19 protein-coding genes are annotated in these 20918 nt (G+C 46.1%); 5 read left to right on the forward strand and 14 right to left on the reverse strand.

Annotated features, from left to right (window positions below):
• Window positions 1-51 precede the first annotated feature (51 nt).
• The 5 genes from C9I89_RS08340 to amrS all read right to left on the reverse strand — a co-directional run bounded on the left by C9I89_RS08340 (window position 52) and on the right by amrS (window position 5313).
• Window positions 52-978: a sugar kinase gene (locus tag C9I89_RS08340; protein WP_107282962.1), complete on the reverse strand. Its 927-nt coding sequence runs from the start codon at window positions 976-978 to the stop codon at window positions 52-54.
• A 213-nt stretch (window positions 979-1191) separates the two neighbouring features.
• Window positions 1192-3285, reverse strand: coding sequence for an alkyl/aryl-sulfatase (locus C9I89_RS08345; RefSeq protein WP_107282883.1), 2094 nt, complete (start codon window positions 3283-3285; stop codon window positions 1192-1194).
• A gap of 219 nt (window positions 3286-3504) precedes the next feature.
• The gene (locus C9I89_RS08350; protein WP_211315227.1) at window positions 3505-3711 is read right to left on the reverse strand and encodes a hypothetical protein; all 207 of its coding nucleotides are present in this window, start codon (window positions 3709-3711) and stop codon (window positions 3505-3507) included.
• 113 nt (window positions 3712-3824) lie between these two features.
• Window positions 3825-4133: a glutaredoxin domain-containing protein gene (locus C9I89_RS08355; protein WP_107282885.1), complete on the reverse strand. Its 309-nt coding sequence runs from the start codon at window positions 4131-4133 to the stop codon at window positions 3825-3827.
• Window positions 4134-4233: 100 nt separating this feature from the next.
• Window positions 4234-5313 carry an AmmeMemoRadiSam system radical SAM enzyme gene (gene amrS, locus C9I89_RS08360; protein ID WP_107282886.1) on the reverse strand — a complete coding sequence of 360 codons (1080 nt, stop codon included), beginning with the start codon at window positions 5311-5313 and terminating at the stop codon, window positions 4234-4236.
• Between the two features lie 71 nt (window positions 5314-5384).
• Between amrS and amrB the strand changes: the two genes are divergently transcribed.
• Both amrB and amrA read left to right on the forward strand, forming a co-directional pair.
• On the forward strand, window positions 5385-6173 hold the full coding sequence (gene amrB, locus C9I89_RS08365; protein ID WP_107282887.1) for an AmmeMemoRadiSam system protein B: 789 nt from the start codon (window positions 5385-5387) through the stop codon (window positions 6171-6173).
• On the forward strand, window positions 6142-6729 hold the full coding sequence (gene amrA / locus C9I89_RS08370) for an AmmeMemoRadiSam system protein A (RefSeq protein ID WP_107282888.1): 588 nt from the start codon (window positions 6142-6144) through the stop codon (window positions 6727-6729). Before amrB ends, amrA begins: the two co-directional genes overlap by 32 nt.
• A 119-nt stretch (window positions 6730-6848) precedes the next feature.
• On the opposite strand, the gene C9I89_RS08375 is transcribed toward amrA, so the two are convergent.
• Both C9I89_RS08375 and C9I89_RS22335 read right to left on the reverse strand, forming a co-directional pair.
• Window positions 6849-7991, reverse strand: coding sequence for a DUF3541 domain-containing protein (locus C9I89_RS08375; protein WP_107282889.1), 1143 nt, complete (start codon window positions 7989-7991; stop codon window positions 6849-6851).
• A 529-nt stretch (window positions 7992-8520) separates the two neighbouring features.
• Window positions 8521-9015: a hypothetical protein gene (locus tag C9I89_RS22335; RefSeq protein WP_146155058.1), complete on the reverse strand. Its 495-nt coding sequence runs from the start codon at window positions 9013-9015 to the stop codon at window positions 8521-8523.
• A gap of 413 nt (window positions 9016-9428) precedes the next feature.
• Here C9I89_RS22335 and C9I89_RS08385 point away from each other — a divergent pair, with 413 nt between their 5' ends.
• Entirely contained in the window at window positions 9429-9854 is a 426-nt protein-coding gene (locus tag C9I89_RS08385) for a DUF6232 family protein (protein ID WP_107282891.1), read from the forward strand.
• A gap of 79 nt (window positions 9855-9933) precedes the next feature.
• Here C9I89_RS08385 and C9I89_RS08390 read toward each other — a convergent pair whose 3' ends face one another.
• From C9I89_RS08390 to C9I89_RS08405, 4 genes are all read right to left on the reverse strand, one after another.
• A complete protein-coding gene (locus tag C9I89_RS08390; protein WP_107282892.1) occupies window positions 9934-10569 on the reverse strand; it encodes an alpha-ketoglutarate-dependent dioxygenase AlkB family protein in 636 nt (211 codons plus the stop codon).
• Complete coding sequence (prpC, locus tag C9I89_RS08395; protein WP_107282893.1) at window positions 10556-11689, reverse strand: bifunctional 2-methylcitrate synthase/citrate synthase; 1134 nt, start codon at window positions 11687-11689, stop codon at window positions 10556-10558. The genes C9I89_RS08390 and prpC overlap by 14 nt, the downstream gene beginning before the upstream one ends.
• An 82-nt stretch (window positions 11690-11771) precedes the next feature.
• Window positions 11772-12845, reverse strand: coding sequence for an endonuclease/exonuclease/phosphatase family protein (locus tag C9I89_RS08400; protein WP_107282963.1), 1074 nt, complete (start codon window positions 12843-12845; stop codon window positions 11772-11774).
• Between the two features lie 126 nt (window positions 12846-12971).
• Window positions 12972-13457: a hypothetical protein gene (locus C9I89_RS08405; protein ID WP_107282894.1), complete on the reverse strand. Its 486-nt coding sequence runs from the start codon at window positions 13455-13457 to the stop codon at window positions 12972-12974.
• A 367-nt stretch (window positions 13458-13824) separates the two neighbouring features.
• On the opposite strand from C9I89_RS08405, the gene mobB reads away from it, so the two are divergent.
• The gene (gene mobB / locus C9I89_RS08410) at window positions 13825-14340 is read left to right on the forward strand and encodes a molybdopterin-guanine dinucleotide biosynthesis protein B (protein WP_107282964.1); all 516 of its coding nucleotides are present in this window, start codon (window positions 13825-13827) and stop codon (window positions 14338-14340) included.
• A gap of 164 nt (window positions 14341-14504) precedes the next feature.
• The gene (locus tag C9I89_RS22495) at window positions 14505-14657 is read left to right on the forward strand and encodes a hypothetical protein (protein WP_170107666.1); all 153 of its coding nucleotides are present in this window, start codon (window positions 14505-14507) and stop codon (window positions 14655-14657) included.
• Between the two features lie 72 nt (window positions 14658-14729).
• Here C9I89_RS22495 and C9I89_RS08415 read toward each other — a convergent pair whose 3' ends face one another.
• From C9I89_RS08415 to C9I89_RS08425, 3 genes are read right to left on the reverse strand one after another with little or no spacing between them, the layout of a single operon-like run.
• On the reverse strand, window positions 14730-16184 hold the full coding sequence (locus C9I89_RS08415) for a sigma-54-dependent transcriptional regulator (protein ID WP_107282895.1): 1455 nt from the start codon (window positions 16182-16184) through the stop codon (window positions 14730-14732).
• Between the two features lie 4 nt (window positions 16185-16188).
• Window positions 16189-17796, reverse strand: a complete 1608-nt coding sequence (locus tag C9I89_RS08420; protein ID WP_107282896.1) for a SpoIIE family protein phosphatase — start codon at window positions 17794-17796, stop codon at window positions 16189-16191.
• On the reverse strand, window positions 17774-20896 hold the full coding sequence (locus tag C9I89_RS08425) for a PAS domain S-box protein (protein WP_107282897.1): 3123 nt from the start codon (window positions 20894-20896) through the stop codon (window positions 17774-17776). Before C9I89_RS08425 ends, C9I89_RS08420 begins: the two co-directional genes overlap by 23 nt.
• Window positions 20897-20918: the final 22 nt, after the last annotated feature.

A 20918-nucleotide genomic window follows, 5' to 3' on the forward strand; every position in this document is an offset into this window, starting at 1 on the left:
GATGATGCGACTGTAATTTAAACAGTGATTAAACGGTTAACTCATGCCCCCTTACATAATGCCTTTCATTGCCTCCGCCGGGATAATCGCACCGGTATATTGAATGACAATCGAAGCCAGATGGTGGCCTAATTCTGCTGATGAGGTTGCAGATTCACCACTTAAACGACCGGCTAGATAACCCGCGGCAAAAGAATCGCCAGCCGCAGAGGCATCAACCACAGCGTCGACTTTATTTGCTGCTACATAATAAATTTCAGGGGGGTCACTTTGCAAACCAGTGACAACCTTACAAGGTTCACTACCCCGCTTAATCACCACTTCATGACAACCGAATTGCTGGCAACGCTTAACAATATCCGTCTCGCCCCAAATCCGTCGGTCATCACCTTCAGTGATCAGTGCAATATCAACAAAAGGGTATATTTGGGCATACCAATACTGTGCTTGCTTTGCGGTCCATAACTGAGGGCGGAAGTTATTATCAAACAACACCTTGCCACCATTGGCTTTGTGTTTTTCCAGCAAAGTGATCAATACCGTTTTCGCATCTTCGGCCAGAATTGCAAAGCTGATCCCACTGATATACAGAGCATCAAACTGTTGTGCATCTATGGCTTGCTCTAAAGGTGAAGGCGACGATGAATCAGAAAAATAGAACTTTGCTGCGCTGTCATTACGCCAGTAATGGAAATGACGTTCACCGTTTGGTTCAGTTTCGACCAGATACAACCCTGGTAATTTGTCCGCAATTTTTCGCACCATGGCAGTGTCAATATGCTCTGCTTGCCATGATAAAAGCATATCCTGACTAATATGATCGATGCCTAAAGCCGTTGCATAGCTGACCGTGTGGTTGCGAGAAACACCTAATCTCGACAGGTACAATGCCGTGTTTAAAGTATCACCACCGAAGGTACGCTGCAGAGGCTGGCCGCTCAACTCGACCATACACTCTCCGAAAAATGCAATTTTCACACTACCACCCTTCATTTTTTTGCTGCTCTTAAAAGAGTAATTGAAGCTGGCGAGCTTACTGCATAAGAAAGGCCTGCATTTTTACGAGTTTTAGCGAATTATCCCGCAACAGCAGGTCTGTTAGTTGATATTAAATATGAGGGAGGCAACCAGCCTCCCTCTTTTACTTTTATCTCAGTTTTTTATTCATCTGAGGATATTAAACAAATACTGTTAGCCACCAACTGAACTACCGGCTGGTTCTTGCTCAAACGTGTTGAGCTCCGATTTTACAGGCTCGCCTTTGGTTCCAGACATCAGCTCAAAGTCTGGCGTGAAGTGTACTAACATGGTTTTCAACTGTTCAAAAGGCTGACTGTTCCCTTTTAACTTCGCTTTGCCGGATTTAATCTGTTCGTCGAGGGTAACCGCCCCCATCATCACCTGTTCAAGGTCGGTACGATTAATCGTAATAGTGAGATCCGGCTCTTTAGCCAGGTAACCTTTGATATTCGTCAGCGTTGCGTTACTCAGCTCTAGGGCATATTTCTCGTCATTATCTGGTGTGACCAGGTTGATAACAAAGTTAATGCCTTCAGCTTTTTTACTGTCGAGGCGAACCGCAAGGAAATCCAGCCACAAGCTGGTAGACATGGCTCGTATTACATCCGGCCCAGATGTCTTCGGAGAAGCACCGGTAGGAATTCCGCTTCGTAGTTCATAAGCCGCGGCAAGAAAACTGTTCCGCACACTCGGGCTTTCCTGCTGATAACCTATCTGTTCAAAGACATCTGCTAACAAATCCTTGCCCTGCTGGTTATCAGGTTCACCATAGACCAGTTTGTTCAGGATCTCTGATGCCTGCAGGTATTCGCCTTTATCAAAAAGCTCCTGGCCTTTCTTGATGATGTTATCGCCACCGCCCATCATCTCGACATAAAGCGGCGCTGAATCACGAGGAGAAAGCGGGATCAAAGTGGCAGGATTGCCATCCCAATACCCCAGATAACGATTGATTACTGCCCGGCTGTTATGCTGCTCTGAGCCATGATAACTATGGGCAGTCCACTGCTGTTGTAAACTCTTCGGCGGCTTATATTGATTATGTACCTCATTAATCGTCACCCCCTGGTTCGCCAGATGCAGTACTTCATTATTTAAATTGGCATAGATATCGCGTTGTGCCCGCATCACCTCCTGAATACGATCATTACCCCAGCGCGGCCAGCTATGCGAAGCAAACATCACCTCGGCTTCCTGACCAAACATATAGAGGGCCTTGTTTATCTGCTTTGACCACTCCAGAGCATCGCGGATCAGAGCACCACGGAGAGTATAAATATTATGTACCGTACCGGTAATATTTTCTGCCGCCCAGAATGTTTTCAAATCAGGGAAATAGGTATTCATTTCAGCAGGTGCTTCCGTTCCCGGTGTGTTCTGAAATATCATTTTCACACCGTCAACGGTCAGCTCTTCGATATCTTTCTCTATAGTCACTGTTGGCGGGATCAGACCCGTATTCCCTGCGGCGGTATTTTTACCAATCGATTGATCAACATGGCCAAACGGGCTGCGTGGTAGTAACACACCATATTGGAAGAACAACCGACGATTCATTGCATTGCCAGCGTAGACGTTTTCAGAGACGGCGTGATCCATAAAGCCGGCAGGCGCAATAATTTTAATCTTACCGGCTTTAAGATCTGCTTCGTTAACCACACCACGTGCGCCACCGAAGTGGTCGGCATGTGAATGTGAATAGACGACTGCAACAACCGGACGTTCACCAAGTTGATCATTAATAAACTGAAGTGCGGCGGCGGCGGTTTCTTTTGCCGTCAAAGGATCAAAGATGATCCAGCCATTATCACTTTTAATAAAACTAATATTGGCCAGATCAAAACCGCGAACCTGATAAATTTTATCCGGTACAACTTCATAAAGACCATAAGCCATATTCAGTACAGCCTGACGCTGAAGTGACGGATGAATACTGTCGAACGCTTTATCTTGCAGCAACCACTCGTAGCTTGCCATATCCCAGGCAACATGACCGGCTTCTGCCTTTATTTGCTTATAGCCAGGAGCGGCAACAAAACCGCGCTTTGCTTCCTCAAAGTCACGTCTATCATCAAACGGTAAACTATCGCGTTGTTTTTGCTGGACATCAATCGTATACGTTGAGGGGAGTTTGCCTTTAGGGTGAAAATGCTTACCTTCGGCGGCTCCCGGATCGGACAATACACCGCCACCACCCGCAGCATTGGCAACGCCGCCAAGCAGCACGCAGGGTAATACAACCGCCAATATTCCTTTATTTCTCATTTTGTCACCTTTCTCTTATAGGTGTTGACTTATGGTTTTAGTCCACAGCCTGGTGCCGAGGACAATTTCCAGTATAGAAGGCAACCAAGATGTTGGATAAGCAGCACCTGAGAATGAGAAAAATTAAGCAACAGTGCGTGAGGCGACTTACTAATACTTGAGCGACAGCCCTTAAATACAAAAGCCAGCATTCCGCTGGCTTTTTTTGTTTCAAGTGAATTATGAAAAGTCTAATTCAATGGCCGTACACCCTTTAACGCAGGCAATCCCCGGCTTGTCGCTGGTCTCCGGCGGCACCAGACGTAATGGCTGGCCACATTCAGGGCATAGCACGGTCTTACCCTGCATTACACGCTTAATGACCGCACGCTGATCGCCAAAAGATTTCTTAGTCTGTTTGTTTAATTCGGAAAAATTAAGCTTCATAATTTTCGCTTTACCGTTTTACTTCAGACAGATCCCCCTAGGAATACAGCCTCCAGCGAGCAAACGTTGAATACTGTGTATATATGAGGAAATCCGGATATATCACATCATAGTTACAGTTCGAAATCACCCAGTTCAGCGGTATCAACCTGACGCTCAAGGAAAGCAACCAAGTCATCATGACCACCGATGTACTTACCATCCAGAATGATTTGAGGAACGGTGCGTACCGTGACATTTGCGGTTTGTTCGATGAATTCAATCATCTCTGTTTTTTCCAGATCCATACCCAGTACCAAAGTCGTGTACTCGGTACCGCGATCATCCAGAATAGCTTTCGCTTTTACGCAGAATGGACAATGAGGCTGAGTGATTACCAGGTTCTGGTATCGCGCTAACTGCTCAATGGTGATTTTAGACATGGTTTTCCAATAAGACTGATTGACTTGATCGCAGTAAGATAAAGGAAATTGACAGACGAGTAAAACCCTGTAAGACAGTTCCGTTGATTTTCATACTATGCTAGCCGATCTTAACCGGAATACGCTGGCGGCCAAAGGCATTACCTCTGGCAGAAAAGCGTCCGGCTAACTGATAACCGCAATGCTGGCAGTGACCATCATCGGTCAGGCCATACTCGCCAATCTGATACCAATCACGGGAGATGACTTTATGATGACACTGCGGGCAATAGGTACTGTCACCCGCTTCATCATAAATATTACCCACATAGGCGTAATTGAGCCCGTTTTTCATCGCGATTTCTCTCGCCCGCTGAACGGTTGCTGGCGGTGTTCTCGGTTTATCGAGCATTTTAAAATCCGGATGGAAGGCACTGAAGTGGATCGGAATATCCGGCCCTAAATTGTCATACACCCAACGCGTCAATTCTTCTAACTCTGCCGAGCTGTCATTTTCACCAGGGATCAGCAGCGTGGTAATTTCAAACCACACCTCGGTTTCATGACGTAGATACAGTAAAGTATCGAGTACTGGAGCCAGGTGCCCGCTACAAATTTTATGGTAGAAACGTTCGGTAAAGGCCTTCAGGTCAATATTCGCGGCATCCATATACCGGAAAAATTCCATTCTTGGGTCATCGCAAATATACCCGGCACTGACGGCGACACTGTGAATACCGAGCTCATGGCATGCCTGTGCGGTATCCACGGCATATTCCATAAAGATCACCGGATCGTTATACGTAAACGCAATACTGTCACAACCATAACGTTTGGCAGATTGCGCAATCTGCTCAGGCATCGCCTGCTCGCCTAGGGTATCAATCTCGCGCGATTTACTGATCCCCCAGTTCTGGCAGAACTTGCAGCTGAGATTGCAACCGGCAGTACCAAACGATAACACCGAGCTACCCGGATAAAAGTGATTTAACGGTTTCTTCTCAATGGGATCGATACAAAAACCGCTGGATCGACCATAGCTGGTCAGCACGATCTCACCGTCGTGAGCCTGCCTGATAAAACAGGCTCCGCGTTTGCCATCCCGCAATCGACAGCGGCGAGGACAAAGATCACACACGACCCTGCCATCATCCAGACGATGCCAGTACCGGGTTTTAAAAAAGCTGGGGGCTAATTGCATCTCACGACTCACAATAGAAATTTACTACCTATACTAAATATAGTCCCGTTGAAAATAACCGTGTGATTTCTATGAATATTCGATACCCGGCAGTGGCAGGTAGCTTCTACGATAAATCCGCGCAACATCTTCAAAGTCAGTTAGATAACTGGCTCAAACCGCCACCTGCCTTGCGCCATTCGATACGTGCTCTTATCGTGCCTCATGCCGGTTATATATATTCCGGTGAAACAGCCGCCCAGGCATACCGCCACCTGAAGAGCCTGGCAGACAAGATCGAAAGGGTCATACTCGTCGGGCCGAGCCATCGCTTTTATTTTCAGGGCTGCGCGCTACCTTCCGCGCACTATTTCGCCACCCCGTTCGGCAATATTCCCATTGACACACAAGCCATCGAAAAACTGCAGAAAATCGAAGATGTGGAAGTGTCAGATCAGGCACATGCCTTAGAACACTGTCTTGAAGTTCAACTGCCTTTTCTGCAAACCTGCCTGCATCAGTTTACTTTGTTGCCGATGTTAACCGGCAATGTCTCCCCGGTCACGGTCGCCAATCTCATCGACGACTTGTGGCAGCAAGACAATACCCTCCTGGTTGTCAGCAGCGATCTGAGCCATTTCCATCCTTATTCTGAGGCACAAAGTATCGATAAAAATACATGCTCTTTAATCGAACATTTTGAACCGTCATTAACACCCGAGCAGGCATGTGGCTCGACCGGGATAAACGCACTGCTATTACTGGCAAAAAAACGGGGCTACCAACTCACACGTATGGATTTAAAAAATTCCGGTGACACCGCCGGAGATAAGGAGAGAGTCGTAGGATATGTCAGTTATCTCATATCAGAAATTGAGTAAAGGGGAACTAACCCAACTGTTGGATATCGCTCGTGAAGCCATACGAGGACATTTATCGAATGGTGAAATAAAAGCCCCGCAGCTTGATTTATACAGTAAAAAATTATTAGAACCTGCCGCCTGTTTTGTCACTCTGGAAGTTAATGGTGAACTGCAAGGTTGTCTCGGTACGATAGCGGCGCATTCTCCTCTGGTACTGGAGGTACACAACAAAGCAAGAGCCAGCGCCTACCAGGACCATCGGTTTATGCCGCTGACTAAAGATCAACTCGATAAACTAACTATTGAAGTGTCAGTCCTTTCTGAGCCGGAAAGGCTGGAGGTTAACTCAGAGCAGGAATTACTCGATTATTTGGCTGACAATAAGGTCGGTGTGATCCTGACAAAAAACCACAAACAAGCACTGTTCTTACCCCAGGTGTGGGAAAAGCTGCCCAAGCCGATAGATTTCATCCGCCAGCTGAAAGTAAAAGCCGGCTGGAATGCGGCCTACTGGTCAGCCGATATGGTGGTCAGCACCTTCACGGTCAGCAGTATCAAAGGCAAATATTTCTAAGTGCCGCGAGAATGAATGATTTTATGGTTATCGGAAGAGACAAACACAAAAGGCGAAGCCGTACTTCGCCTTTTTGTTCGCGTTTACTGGCTGATGTAATGCAGTCGGCGCATATAACTTTATTTTGCCACTAAACCATACGGTACAGAGTCAAACATATCAGGTTGCTTGGTGATCGTCGGGGCCACATGCGGCCCTTTCCAGTCCAACAGCATAATTGCCAGTACATTGCGGTGTTCACCATCCCTTAACTCAGTACCACCCGTCACCGATGGCACCAAACCGTGTTGACGATTCAAGGCGTGTTGAATCGCCTTTTGCGTTTTCAGAACAACAGGATCATCACCTAACCCGGCCAGCAGGAAGTTAATCCCCACCTCGGCAATCACATCTTCTTTTGCCCGAGTGATAATCGTATCAATGTTGTTGCGATAATAGTCATACACCCACTGGAAATCCTGCTCGTTAATCTGATGCTGGTAATACGCAGATGCGGCAAAGATAATATGGGTTAGCCCATAAATTTTATTGCCGAACTGCTGTTCTGACAGCTGACTGTCGTTGCTGTCCGGGTAGGCTTTCCTGAATGCGGCAATAAAGTCGTCGACCACATCCTGTTCACCTAACTGACGCAACCAGTACACCTGATTAGCCAACTGAGCCGCCCAGGCTTTAATCATGGCTTCATCAGTTGCGTACTTGGCAAAATCATAACGACGGATCACCTGGTGTAATTTGGCATCTTCTCGGTGTTTCAGGCCATATTCATTCGCACGCGCCATTGAACCAAGCAAATCAACACCAAGATAAAGGTATTCCGGCATTTGCTTCGTTGCTTCATAGCGTAATTTACTGCGCTCACTCGTTGCATCCAGATAGCCTTCAATACGCTTATTGGAATAAGCCTGGATCTGCTCCGGGGTATAAACTTCGGTTGCAAACTCATTCAGCCGACTGGCAACCCGTGCCATATCTGACCATATTGCCGCTTCGTATTTGTTATCCAGCGTCTGACGATACATTCTCAGCCCGTAATGGCCGGATTTAAACGCCGGTAACGTAAATAACTTCGCTTCATAAGTATCGCGGATCAGCTGAGCATCTTGCTTGAAGCTGGATGTGATCTCCGCCTGATTGACTATTGCTTGCTCTTTACTGGCAAGAGCTGAACCTTGAGTGGAAAGAACAGATTCTGTACTGGAAATAGCTGGAGCCACCAGCAAAGAAATAAAAAGCGGCAGGCCTATCGTTAAAAATTTCATACAACTCCCTGTCTGTAGCACAGATTCTATTAAGCCAGCGCCAATGCCAATACTGCATGCAAAAATACGCTACCAGACAATATTATACCGTACTGACCCACTATTGCTCTGACATCATTACACTCAGAAACTCCCATAATGTACGAAGAGGTCGCCCACCAATTGGGCGACCTCTTCTTGTAGTATTTTGATTCAGTATTATTTTTTAAACTCTTAACTGATCATTATCTCGTGAATGCTGAAACCAAAAACGTTTTCTGCCAGTAGATTTAGACATGGGTTTATCCTTTAATAAAAAACTCGCATCCATGCGCACTATGATGCCCATGAAGACTAACAGACCCATGGACGATTATTGATGATCTCACTCTCAAAAATCGGTAAGTCATTATGTTCATTATGGTAAACACGTCACATTGCATGTAAAAATTAGCATTATTAATCAGTTACTGAATAATAGAGGTCAAGGCTACAGGTTATAAACTTTATCTAGCTTGAAAATTAATTATCGTTTTAGGCTCAAGCTGATTTATTCACAGTTTTCACTTTTCCATGCAGCATGCCAAACTCCATATATAGGACTTCTGAAAATAACTCTACCAACAATACGTTCTGTTTTGCTATCTCTCTTCCCTGCCCAACCATATTCAGTATATTGAGAATTCGTTTGAAAATTATAAAACTCTGAACTGCTATCCACCTCAAAGTTAACGTTACAAGTACCATGGCGTAAATCAGTTTCTATTGAAGCCCATTGAGGCACAACACCTGTGTTCAAATCATGGAGGTAAAAAGAACCTGAATACTCGGTATAACAATCACTAGTGGATAAACAATGCCAGTAATGTTTATGACTCTTAGGTCTAAACTCAAACTTTGGTGTCACACTTGACGCTGACTTAGGCTCATTGATTTTCTTAAAGTCACTCAGCTTAAATGCTAATTTCTGTTCGCTGGAATTCTTCGCACTAGAACATGCTACTAAGAATAAAAACAACGTAACATAACCATTTCTTACATTCATAGCCAACTCCAAATCCGTACTTTAGATATTGTTTGTATAAGCTTTAATAATATGTATAAAATTTAGAATATCTGTCACTTTATTGAGAATTATGTCTTTCCAAGCCCTCGCTAGGGACATAACCTAGCCCACCAAAGGCTTTGTTTGGATTTAGCAATGAGTGGGTGATGTGGGATTTTTGGTAAGACAGAAATAAGAAAGCATCAATCCAGAACCTCTTATGCCAGTCCAAGATACTAACGCATGAAGTCGTCTCGTGGGCGTTAGGTGTCAATGATGCCCCCGCACTTGTCATACATATTGCATATTGTTATTGATTTTTGGATTCGCCTGACTTATAACTTAACTATTCTTTGTATAACCTCATGATTAAATTAGCTTTTATTAACCTTTCAACAACATAGAGGCAAAGAATGGAAAAAAGTAACCTAAATATACAAACACTGGTGAACGTAATGTTATTTCGTAAGCCGTTCGTGTCCGATGATTTTCAAATAACTTCAACTGAGTTAATAGTTAGAAAAGACTGTTATAGTTTACGTAAAATCAATCAGATAGAACTCAGGCAATTAAGTCTAAAGGATAATCTGGTAAACATTGTTACGTTGGCTCTTGTGCTCTCTGCTGCTACTTGGGCATTTGTACCTCCGGCTGGTATTTTTGTATTTGCTGCCAGTTTACTCTTGTCTTTTGTGTCATTAAGAAAGTATGAGCTTCGAGCGGAGTTCCGTGCAACGGATGAAACTGGGGATCATTGGGTACCCATAGTTCGTTGTTGCACAGAAGATGAATACTCCGTCCTAAAAGAACTCCAATCAGAACTTCAGCGTAAACTTTAATTGTAAGGTTCGTCAGTCACTGGCGAGCCGGACTTTGGTATGACCGTGTATGGAGTTTGCACCTAACAAGCGTTAAAACTTAACCAATATTATCAGTCGGCATAATCTGGCGGAAGGTCAGATTGATTCTCGGTTGCATGGGTTTCTGAGTCTTGGGTACGGAATGGGACCAGCAGGTTTGAGTCTCACCCGCCATGATCAATAGCGAACCGGAATGCAGGGCAAACTCAATCTTCTGCTTGGTCTCGATATGTTTTAAAACAAAACGACGCTGTTCACCGAAACTGACCGACGCAATAACGGGCTGATAACCGAGCTCCTTTTCATTATCCTGATGGAAGCCCATGTAATCTTGTCCGTGGCGATAGAGATTCGCCAGTACCGAATTAAACGACACCCCAGCCGCCTGCTCACAGGCCGCTTTGATTGCCAGTAAGGTAGGCGTCCACGGCTCCGGCTTCATAGTTAGGCCCGAATAGGTGTACTGAACATCGCCGCACCATGCCTGCAAACGAGGCTGCAAGACCTGACGGCCAAACATCCGAATCGATTGTTGTCGCCAGTTCAGTTCGTTCAATAGATGCTTAAAATAATCATCAGCCTGTTGCGCTGAAAAGTAGTGTGGCGCCCAGTACAGCCGTCCCTGAGGAATGGTTATCCATTCCCCGGTTTTGCCTGCTGACTCGAAAAGACCGACATTGTCAGTGCCGTTCATCAATCGGCAACCACTCTTGGTGATCAGGCCCAATGTAATCGGCACTTGGCCTGATAATACGGTTATGGGCTCGCTGTTCGAACACATGTGCCGCCCAGCCTGTCACCCTGCTCATCACGAAGATCGGGGTAAACAACTTGGTAGGGATCGCCATAAAATGATACGCCGGGGCATGGAAGAAATCGACATTGCAAAACAGGTCTTTTTCCCGCTTCATCACCTGTTCTATGCGTTCGGACATATCATACAGCACCGAATCATCGGCCTCTTCAGCCAGCTTCTTCGCCCACCGTTTGATCAGTACATTGCGGGGATCGAATTCGGTATACACCGCATGACCAAAACCCATCACTTTTTCATTATTTGCCAGCATCTGTAAAATACCCGCTTCAGCTTCATCCGGGCTTTGCCAGCGCTCGATCATCCCCATCGCAGCTTCGTTAGCGCCCCCATGCAATGGCCCGCGCAACGTACCAATTGCAGTTGCAATACAAGAATGAAGATCAGACAAGGTAGATGCACAAACACGAGCCGAAAATGTCGAGGCATTAAACTCATGTTCGGCATACAGGACCAGTGAACATTGCATCACCTGTATATGAAGATCTGAAGGCGTCTTCCCGGTCAGCATCTTTAAGAAATAGCCGCCGAGGCTATCCTGATCACAATAGGTTTCAATCCGCACACCATGGTAGCTATAACGGTACCAGTAACAGAGAATCGCGGGCAATAACGCCAACAAGCGATCGGCCTTATCCTGCTGCTCACTGAAGTCATGTTCCTGCTCCAGATTACCCAGCATCGAACAACCGGTTCGCATAACATCCATCGGATGGGCGTCTGCCGGGATCTGCTCCAGGGTGTTTTTTAACGCCAGAGGTAAACCGCGGAATGAGATCAGTCTGGTCTTATAAGCAGCCAGCTCTGTCCGGGTTGGCAACTTACCTTTTAACAACAGATAAGCCACTTCTTCAAACTCGGCGTGTTCGGCTAAATCCGTAATATCATAACCACGGTACGTGAGCCCTGTCCCCGTTTTACCGACAGTACAAAGTGCTGTCGAACCCGCACTTTGACCGCGTAACCCTTCACCACTCAACTCTTTGTGTTTACCAGGCATAACCAACTCCTTACCTTTAAAGAAAAGAGGATCCCCTCTAAAGATAGGCCAGAATATGCAATTACAACTTGCCCACGCTAAATTACATCGCTGCCAGATCAATATCTACCCATACCAACCGATGATCAGAGCCCGCTTGAGCCCTTTCCCGGCCCCGATCATCGGTGATCAGATGACGTAACGGATCTTTTTTATCCGGCCAGAAAATACCGGATTGCTTTACCGGTAGGTTGTCTGAAGGCAGGACATAATCAAGCCGCAACCCATCGAGGTGCGTCCATTCGTTTTTTCGACCGGCGCGAGCCTGCCGAGGTTGAAGAAAATAACCACCTAAACTTTTAGGGGTTTGTTTACCCGCGCTGGCGGAACGATTGATCCGGCGGTGAAGCAGCAAGTCACGAAGAGGCTTTTTGATCCCATCGCCATCGGTCATGTCAGCATTAAGATCGCCCATTACCACAAACTTATCATCATCAGATAAACCACCTTGCTGCCCCTGATCATCCACCAGATAATCAGCACGGTTGATGATGTCGGTTAACAGGCGCAACTCATCATGATTTCGACGGGCATTACGTTTTTCTTCACCATCAAACACTGGTGGTGTGGGGTGACAACAAAGCAGATTAATAACCTGTTGTTCAACCTCTATAGGTATCAATACATGATTTTTCGACGATAGCCGCAAGACTCCGGCGGCTTGATCACTGTAATAACCATCAGGCATGCAATGACCGGGCATATCTTGCCAAAGCAATTGTTGCCAGCTTCGGATCTGATGCTGTTGAATAGGGAAACGTGACAGGATAACGAAGCCGAAATGGCCATGATGTTCACCAAAACCTATGCCGTCATCCGGTAACGTCAGCTCGCCATCACCGTTCAAGTCAAATGGGCTCAGTAAACCGGTATTACTTGCCGGAGCATAGTGGTAGGGATAGTCAATAACAGGCTGTTGATGCTGGGGTTCAGCCAGATAGTGGCGACAAAAATTTGCTAATGCACCGTCATCGCCCCCTTTTCCGGGATGATCGAATTCGCATAACAGTAAGACATCGGGACGAACGTGCTGAATAATGGCCGCAAGTTTTGAAAAACGGCCATTGTCTGCGGTAGAAGTTTGTTTGAGGATCTGACCTTCAACCGGATCAGACATCGAGATATTAAACAGCGCTATACGTACAGTTTGAATTAGCAAGGATCGCTCTTGTATGAATAAAGAGATAGTGAGCTGAATTGTAGCGATTTACCCGTCAGCTGTAACGTTCGGGTTTTCAACTGGCTAACCGACCAGACGCGTTATTGCCAGCCGTATCTGCTCTGCATCATGCATTGCACGGTGTTTAACCGGACCTTGCTCTTCCAGCGCCAGCTGGAAACGGGCCCGCTCGATGCCATTTTCATGCAGTAACCAATGCCCGACTTCGGTAAGTGTAAAGGAAGGTCGCATATGTGCGGAATGATAGAGTCGACCAAGCCAGAATAAATCCCACTGGCTGTCGCAAAAGACATATTCGAATTTGCCGAGAACAATATTTAGGTGCTGACAAACGTCAACGACCTGATTGCCATTCAGTTCAAGTTCTTTACGAGAAATTCGGTGAATTTCTTGTTCAGCATACTCATCCCAATGCTGCCAAACATCGCTTGCTGTTAAGGGGTTTATTAACAGACTGTCACCACTGCCATCGGGTAAGGAATACCCCACTTCAATCGGATACGATTGATCCGATAATCCAGATGCTTCAAAATCCAGCGTTGCCCACATAGCACTCTCCCTGATGCCGTTGATGATTCATACCCAAACCCGTAGCTTGGATATATTTAGTGATAATGAACGACGCTATCCTGTTCATCTTCCATCTATCACAGATAAATATGGGTAACCTCTTTGCTATTTGCAATCACCGTTATTCAGCTTCAAACTTTCATTCCCCCCTCTATTACAACCACTGAGTCAAACAGGCACAACAAAAGTAAACAAATCACACAATAACTTTAGACGGTATATACCACTAAAGAGTAAAAAAATGAGGCCAACTCTGGCGGGCGGCAATTAACCACAAGAATGACACCATGACGTTACGGCCGTTTTGCTTTAAGATCGCCGCATGCATTTTATTTCCGAGGCAAATATGACGCCTATAATCGGTTTTGCCGGTTACAGTGGTTCAGGAAAAACCACCTTACTGGAAAAATTAATCCCCGAATTAAAACAACATGGTCTGCGTATCGGTCTGGTTAAACACAGCCACCACGACATCGACCCTGATATACCAGGGAAAGACAGCTATCGCCTGCGCCATGCGGGGTGCGCTCAAACGTTACTCGCGACAAAAGCCCGTCATATGCTCTACTTTGAGTATCCAGAGCCAGAACGTGATGAGCCGGACCTAACGCAATGCCTGAACCAACTCGATCATAACCAGCTGGATTTAGTGCTGGTAGAAGGCTTTCGCGACAACGCTTTTCCTAAGATTGAAATTCACCGCCCGGCGTATGGGAAACCGCTACTCTACCTTAATGATCCTCATATTATTGCTTTTGCCACAGACAGCGAACCGCCGCAGAACATTCCGTTACCGGTACTGGATTTAAACCAGCCACAACACATTGCTGAATTTATCGTGCAATGGCGGCAAGATATGTAAGCTCTTTTCTCCGCCGGTAAGCAGTCAGAAATGCCAGATCGCCGAACAATTGCGATCTACGCCTTGCTACTCATCCCTAAATAAAACAGTGAGGGATGATGATTTATTAACCGCCTCACGACATTATTTTATGCATGGGCACACACAACATAGAGCCGTTACCAATGCTAACTTTCACTCAGATTCACAACTTCACCCTGCAAAATGAGGAACAAAAGGCAGAACAGCCAACAGCGTTATCAGAAAAAGAAGTGCAACGACAAGCACTGCTAAAACAGGCACAGCAAGACGGCGGGATTAAGGTCATCGAACAATAATGGACCATAAGAGAAAACAACAGGAGAGACGATTGCGTTGCTCCTGTTTGTCCCCCACAAAAAAAATTGCCATCACGCATTGTTTTCCCATGTTTGTTTTTTCCGATAGATCGTCGAAGGGCTAACGTCCAGATAGCGCGCCGCCTGGGGAATATTATCGTCACATAAGGTTATTGCCTGCTCAATGATCTCCCGCTCAAGCTGAGCTAAAGGCCGGATTTCACCCATTACACGGGCAGCTAATACCACTGATAGATTATCTGCAGAAATTCGCTCAGCCTTCGGCTCAATAGTGTTCTGGGCACTATGGTCGACTCGTTGTTGCATTCGGCCTAATGTCTCAGACGTATCGCTAACTTGATCTAAGGGAGGGGGCAGCTGGAATGGTTCAACCGCCACTCCTTCGTGCAATACCAAAATATTTCTAATTACATTTTGCAGTTGACGAATATTGCCCGGCCACTCGTAGCTTAAAAAGCGAGCCAATACCTTTGCTGAAAAGCAGTTAAACTGCTTCCCCTCTTCCGCTGCATAGTTTTTTAGAAAATGCTCTGCAATTTCAATGATATCTTCGTCTCTGTCACGCAATGGCGGCAAATGAATAGGTACAACGTGCAAACGATAATAGAGATCTTCGCGAAACCGTCCTGCAGCCACTTCAGCCAGCGGATCTCGGTTGGTTGCACAGACAAAGCGAATATCAACCTGCTCCTGTTTGCCGCTGCCCACCTTTTGAAAACAACTGGTTTGAACAAAGCGTAACAGTTTAGTTTGCAACTCCATGTCCATTTCACAAATTTCATCTAGAAATAGTGTGCCGCCATCAGCCAGGCTGGCAGCACCGCTCCGCTCAGAAATAGCGCCTGTAAATGCGCCTTTAATATGACCGAAGATCTCACTCTCCATCAGATCCTTGGGGATAGCACCGCAATTTAAAGCAATAAACGGCTTCTTTTTCCTCGGGCTCTGTTTATGAATAGCTTCTGCACACACTTCTTTGCCTGTGCCACTTTCACCGGTAATAAACACAGTGGCTTTGCTCGAAGCAGCAGCATCAATGATCCGGTAGACGGCTTGCATTACTAAACTTGAACCAACAAAACCATGATATTTCTGACGTTCAAATGTCTTTAATTGCTGCACAATATGCTGCAACCGGTGCTGTTCCAGCATATTGCGAACCGTTGTTTGTAAACGAGCGGCATCAAAAGGCTTCTCCAGAAAGTCTTTTGCCCCCAAACGCATCACATCCACCGCCACGTTAACCGAACTGTGCGCCGTCATAACCACCACAGTCACAGACGGGTGCTCACTTGAAAGCCATTGCAGCACCTCCTGACCATCCATATCAGGCAGTTTCAAATCAAGCAATAACAGTTGAGGAAAAAATTCATCAATCGTCGCCATCGCTTCTTTACCTGTAGTAACCGTCAGCAACTCAATAGGCTCATCTTTCAAATAGTGCTGATAGGTCATGGCCAACATAGGTGTATCTTCGACCAAGAGTACCTTTGGTAATTGCTGCATATCCCTATCCTTTTAGCTGATTATCCATTTTTTGCAGAGAAACCGACTCTTTCGCCTGCAGTAAAATAAGGGTGGCGTCATCTTGCGCATGTGGGTCAACCAGTTGCTCAAAGTGTTCAATGAGTTGCCGTACTGCGCGATCCGGCGGATGGGCAATGCTCTTGTTTAATTGCTGTAAAATATCTGATTCAACAAAGCGTTGTGTTGGCGTTTTTGACTCTAACAAGCCATCTGTATATAAAACAAGCCGTTCAGACTGCTTAATTTCAACTTGCGTCATTTGATAACGGGCATTTTCGATTAATCCGGGTAATAAGCCACCCACGTCCAATTGACACATAGATCCTGCACCTAATATAAACGGCGACGGATGACCGGCACTGACAATACGCACTCTGCCACCACTATGAACGCTGAGCAATAAGAGGGTAATCGTAGATTGGCTGAGTAACCGATCCATGTAGATGCCATTTGAGATCTGTTGCATTAAATGTTCGATCGACACGGCCCCCACAGTTAATGCCGCCGATGCGCCATCCAAGTACCCCTGGATTATTCCTCTTAAATAGCCGGCAAAGGCATGGGAAAAAAATTTAGCGGTTTCGTCATGGCCTTCGATATCTGCCAGCATAATTAAACTGGCCTCAGTCCCGGCTTCATCCTTAAATGGATAAAAGTGGAAAATATCACCGCCACCTCGTTCGCTGTGACTTTGCTGAAGTTGACATTGCCAATAAGGTATATCCAATGGAGTTTGAGGTAATAAAGAACCACAGATTCGTTCGTTAATCATTTCGCCCATGGCTTTTTTTAGTTGAACTGAACGGTAAATTGCTCGGTCAACTGATTGCAAAAGTTGGTTTTTATTTACAGGCTTTTGCAGATAATCATCGACTCCCAAAAAATTGGCACGCTCAATGAGCTGGGAATTATCTGCCGCAGTTAAAAAGATAAACGGGGTCAGCTGACCATTTTTCTGTTCCAGTAATTGCTCCCGCAAGCTCATCCCATCCATACGGGGCATGTTGATATCTGAGAGCAAGAGATCATAATCATGTTTTTTGAATTGAGTTAAAGCCTGCATGCCATCAGCAACGATATCGATCTGATAGCGCTCAGACAAATAGCTGTGATATAAGTTTTGAGCCACCAGCTCATCTTCAACAATTAATATTCGGGGCTGATGGCACTTTTCCGGTAAAGACCAGGACAAACTCAAACAATGGAAATTACCGGCATGATGTGACTGGTAATCAACCGTGTCAGCGAACGCATTAATCAGCTCAAGGCCTCGACCAGACTCATGCTCTTTTAATACACTATCTAGCCCCTGATATGACTGCCTGGTTATATCCCAGGGTTCACCGTCATCCATTAGCGCCAAGTAAAAATGGGCACCATCTTGACTCAGTGTAACTTGGAGCGTTGCGGCTTTCGGATTGCCATGTTTGATAATATTTGTTGCCGCTTCGGTAAAAGCCAGGCTGATACGGTTTGCTAACGCCTCATCCACTCTTTTTAGACTCAGTAGACGCAGCAAGATCACTCGAATTTCTCGTACCGACTCAAGTTTGGCCTCTTTTTTCGTGTCATAAAGCAGTCGTTGCGTCATCTTCCCTCTCTTCAACAAACTGCTTTAATCCCAAAATTGATTGTTGGCAAAGCGGTAAAAGATCAGAGCTATGACGTTCAGCCTCGGCGCGGTCTTCTGCTCTGGCTGCCAGTTCAATCGCTAGGGCCTTTTGCTGTAATCGTGTTGTGCCAATACTCCCTGAGCTGCTTTTAAGCTGGTGGGCCTCAGATTCAAGCAAAGTCCAATGTCTCTGTTTCACCGCTTCAGCCATTACCCGCATGCGCTTCTCAGTTTCGTCAATATAAAGCTTGATAATTTTAAGCAATACATCCTGACTCAAATCATTTACAAGCTGTGTCATCACTTTGCTATCAAGCATGTCTTGATATGCTCCGGGCTCAGCTTGTACGCTAGAAGCCTGCCGGTATTCTTTTTGCTCCGTCTCTTCTCTTTTCCCTCTCAGCTCTTTGTGCTGCCCCTTCTTTTCAAGCCAATGGGTTAACTTTTGTCTAAACAGCTTCACATCTAATGGCTTGGCAATATAATCATCCATCCCGGCATCTAAACAGCGCTGCTTATCCTCAGCAAAGGCGTTGGCCGTCATGGCGATAATGGTAGTGGTTTGGTTTATTCCTGGCTGCTCTCTGATTTTTTTTGTTGCATCAATACCATTCATTATCGGCATAGCCAGATCCATCAATATCAGATCAAACTTCTTCGCTTGCGCCAGCGCCAGGGCTACTTCCCCATTTTCGGCAATATCGTTCTCTATCCCTTCCTTGGTCAGCAGCGCCAGTGCCACCGCTTGATTGGTTGGATTATCTTCAACGAGCAATACCTGTGCCTGTTTTGTTGACAGGTCATTGTTTTGATCAACGGAGGAGGGCTGATTGAGGGTACAAGCCGCTATCCGTCGTTTCACGTCAAGTTGTGACCTTACTTTCTCGACCTCCTGATTACGCAGAGGCAACGTCACCTTAAAGCAGGTTCCTTTATCCATTTCGCTTGTCATCGTGATCTGACCGTCCATCATATCAACCAAGCGTTGCGTGATGGCCAGCCCCAGCCCGGTACCACCAAAGCGACGGCTATCGTCATTTTCCAGCTGTACAAACTCAGCAAAGATATCTTGCTGATGTGTGCTATCAATACCTATGCCTGTATCTTCAACCTCAATGACCATTCTGGCATCAAGCTCCGGATATACGCGCACGCTCACCCCGCCCTGATCGGTGAATTTAATGGCATTGCTGATCAGGTTCGTCAGAATTTGGCGAATTCTGAGTTCATCTCCCCAGTACTGGTGCGCAATCCGTGGTGAGATCACCAGATTAACTTCAAGCTGTTTTAAATCAGCCTGACACGCTAACAGTTCGACAATAGATTCGACGGTGAATTTCAAATCAAACCATGCGGCGGTAAGCTTCAGGTGATCCGACTCAATCTTGCTAAAATCCAAGATGTTATTAATCAAAGCCATTAAAGTTTGACCGCCTTGATTTACAATATCGGCAAATCGCTGCTGCTCAGCGTCTAATTTAGATTCCAGCAACAGGCTACTCATCGTGATCACCGCATTTAACGGCGAGCGGATCTCATGGCTCATCGTTGCTAAAAAACGGCTCTTGGCTTCACTGGCTTGCTCTGCAAGCTTTCTCGCTTGCTTTAAACTTATTTCATTCGCTTTTTGCTCTGAAATATCAATGAAATGCGCAATGTAGTGGCTTGTGACCGCGCGCTCATCACGTACCGCGGTAATGGTTAAACGCTGCAGGTAAATTTCACCGTTTTTACGCCGATTATAGATCTCGCCACTCCATTGCCCTTTTGCCAGCAACGCCTCCCAAAGCGATAGATAAAAGGCTTTATCGTGACGGCCAGATGACAATATACTGGGATTCTTTCCCGTCACTTCCTGACGGCTGTAGCCCGTGACATTGGAAAAGGCGCTATTTACCCGGAGAATGCAGCCCTTAGAATCGGTGATAAATATCGGCTCAATTGACTCAAAGGCCTGAGCGGCGAGGCGCTGTTCCTCTTCTGCTTTTTTCCGCGCTGACAGATCACGGATAAAGGCGGTGAAAAAGGTATGCTCACCCAGATCTATCGGTGAGATAGCAATCTCGATCGGAATGATCTTTCCAGACTTCAACAGTGCCTGCAGCTCCAGTCGCTTGCCAAGCACTGGCCCTTCTCCCGTTGCCAGATAATGGGCCATGCCGTTATTATGTGCCGCTCGAAACGGTTCCGGTACGATCAGTTGCGCCATATTTTCTCCGATCGCCTCTTCCTGCGACCAGCCCAGTATACTCGCCGCCCCCTTATTAAACTCAACGATAACCCCGTGGTGATCGATGGTAATAATGCCATCTAAAGAGGCGGACAGTACGGCTTGGTTCATCGCCTCGTTTCGGCTTGCCCGTTCAGCCAAAACACGATGTTCGTCAGAGGATTGTTCCAGCTCTCGATAAGACCGGGCGAGGCTGACAGACATCCGGTTAAACTCATTAGCCAGATCCGCCAACTCGTCTTGACCGCTCACCGGCAGTTGAAAGCCGGGACCAAAGCGACGAATATTTACCGATGAGGTTTTTAGCTGTTGCAGCTGCCGGGTAAGATAAGTACCAAGAATAAAAGAGAATACAGCAACTAACACCACTTCTAGCGTTGCGATACCGATAGCCCAGCGCCTGGCCTGAGCTAATAATAATTGAATTGAGTGGGTTGAGAGGCCTAACTCAATGACGCCATAAACATAGCCACCTTCCTGTATCTCATAGCGCACATCAAAAATACCATCGTCAATTAACGAAAAGTCTGTATCAATCAGAATTTCATGACTTAACGCTTCTGGCTGGCCCGATTCCGCTAATACTATGCCTCTGTTGCTGACTCTGGCATATACCACATCGGGGTTGGCAGCTACCTCTTGAGTAATGCTGTCCAAACTGGCTAAATCTGTTGCCAATACTGCATCCTTTGCCGCGCTGGCAAACAGTTGAATGGTTGTCTGGGCCCGCTGCTGCAGTTGTTTGCCGTTTGAATCAGACAGAAAACGAATGCCGCTCAGCACCAGAATGATCAGAAGTACCGTTTCAATCACAGCAATGCCGAGAATGGTTTTTAATCGAAAACTCAATATGACCCCATCCCTGTTGTTT

Source organism: Photobacterium lipolyticum (genome assembly GCF_003026475.1).
Classification (GTDB): Bacteria; Pseudomonadota; Gammaproteobacteria; order Enterobacterales; family Vibrionaceae; genus Photobacterium; species Photobacterium lipolyticum.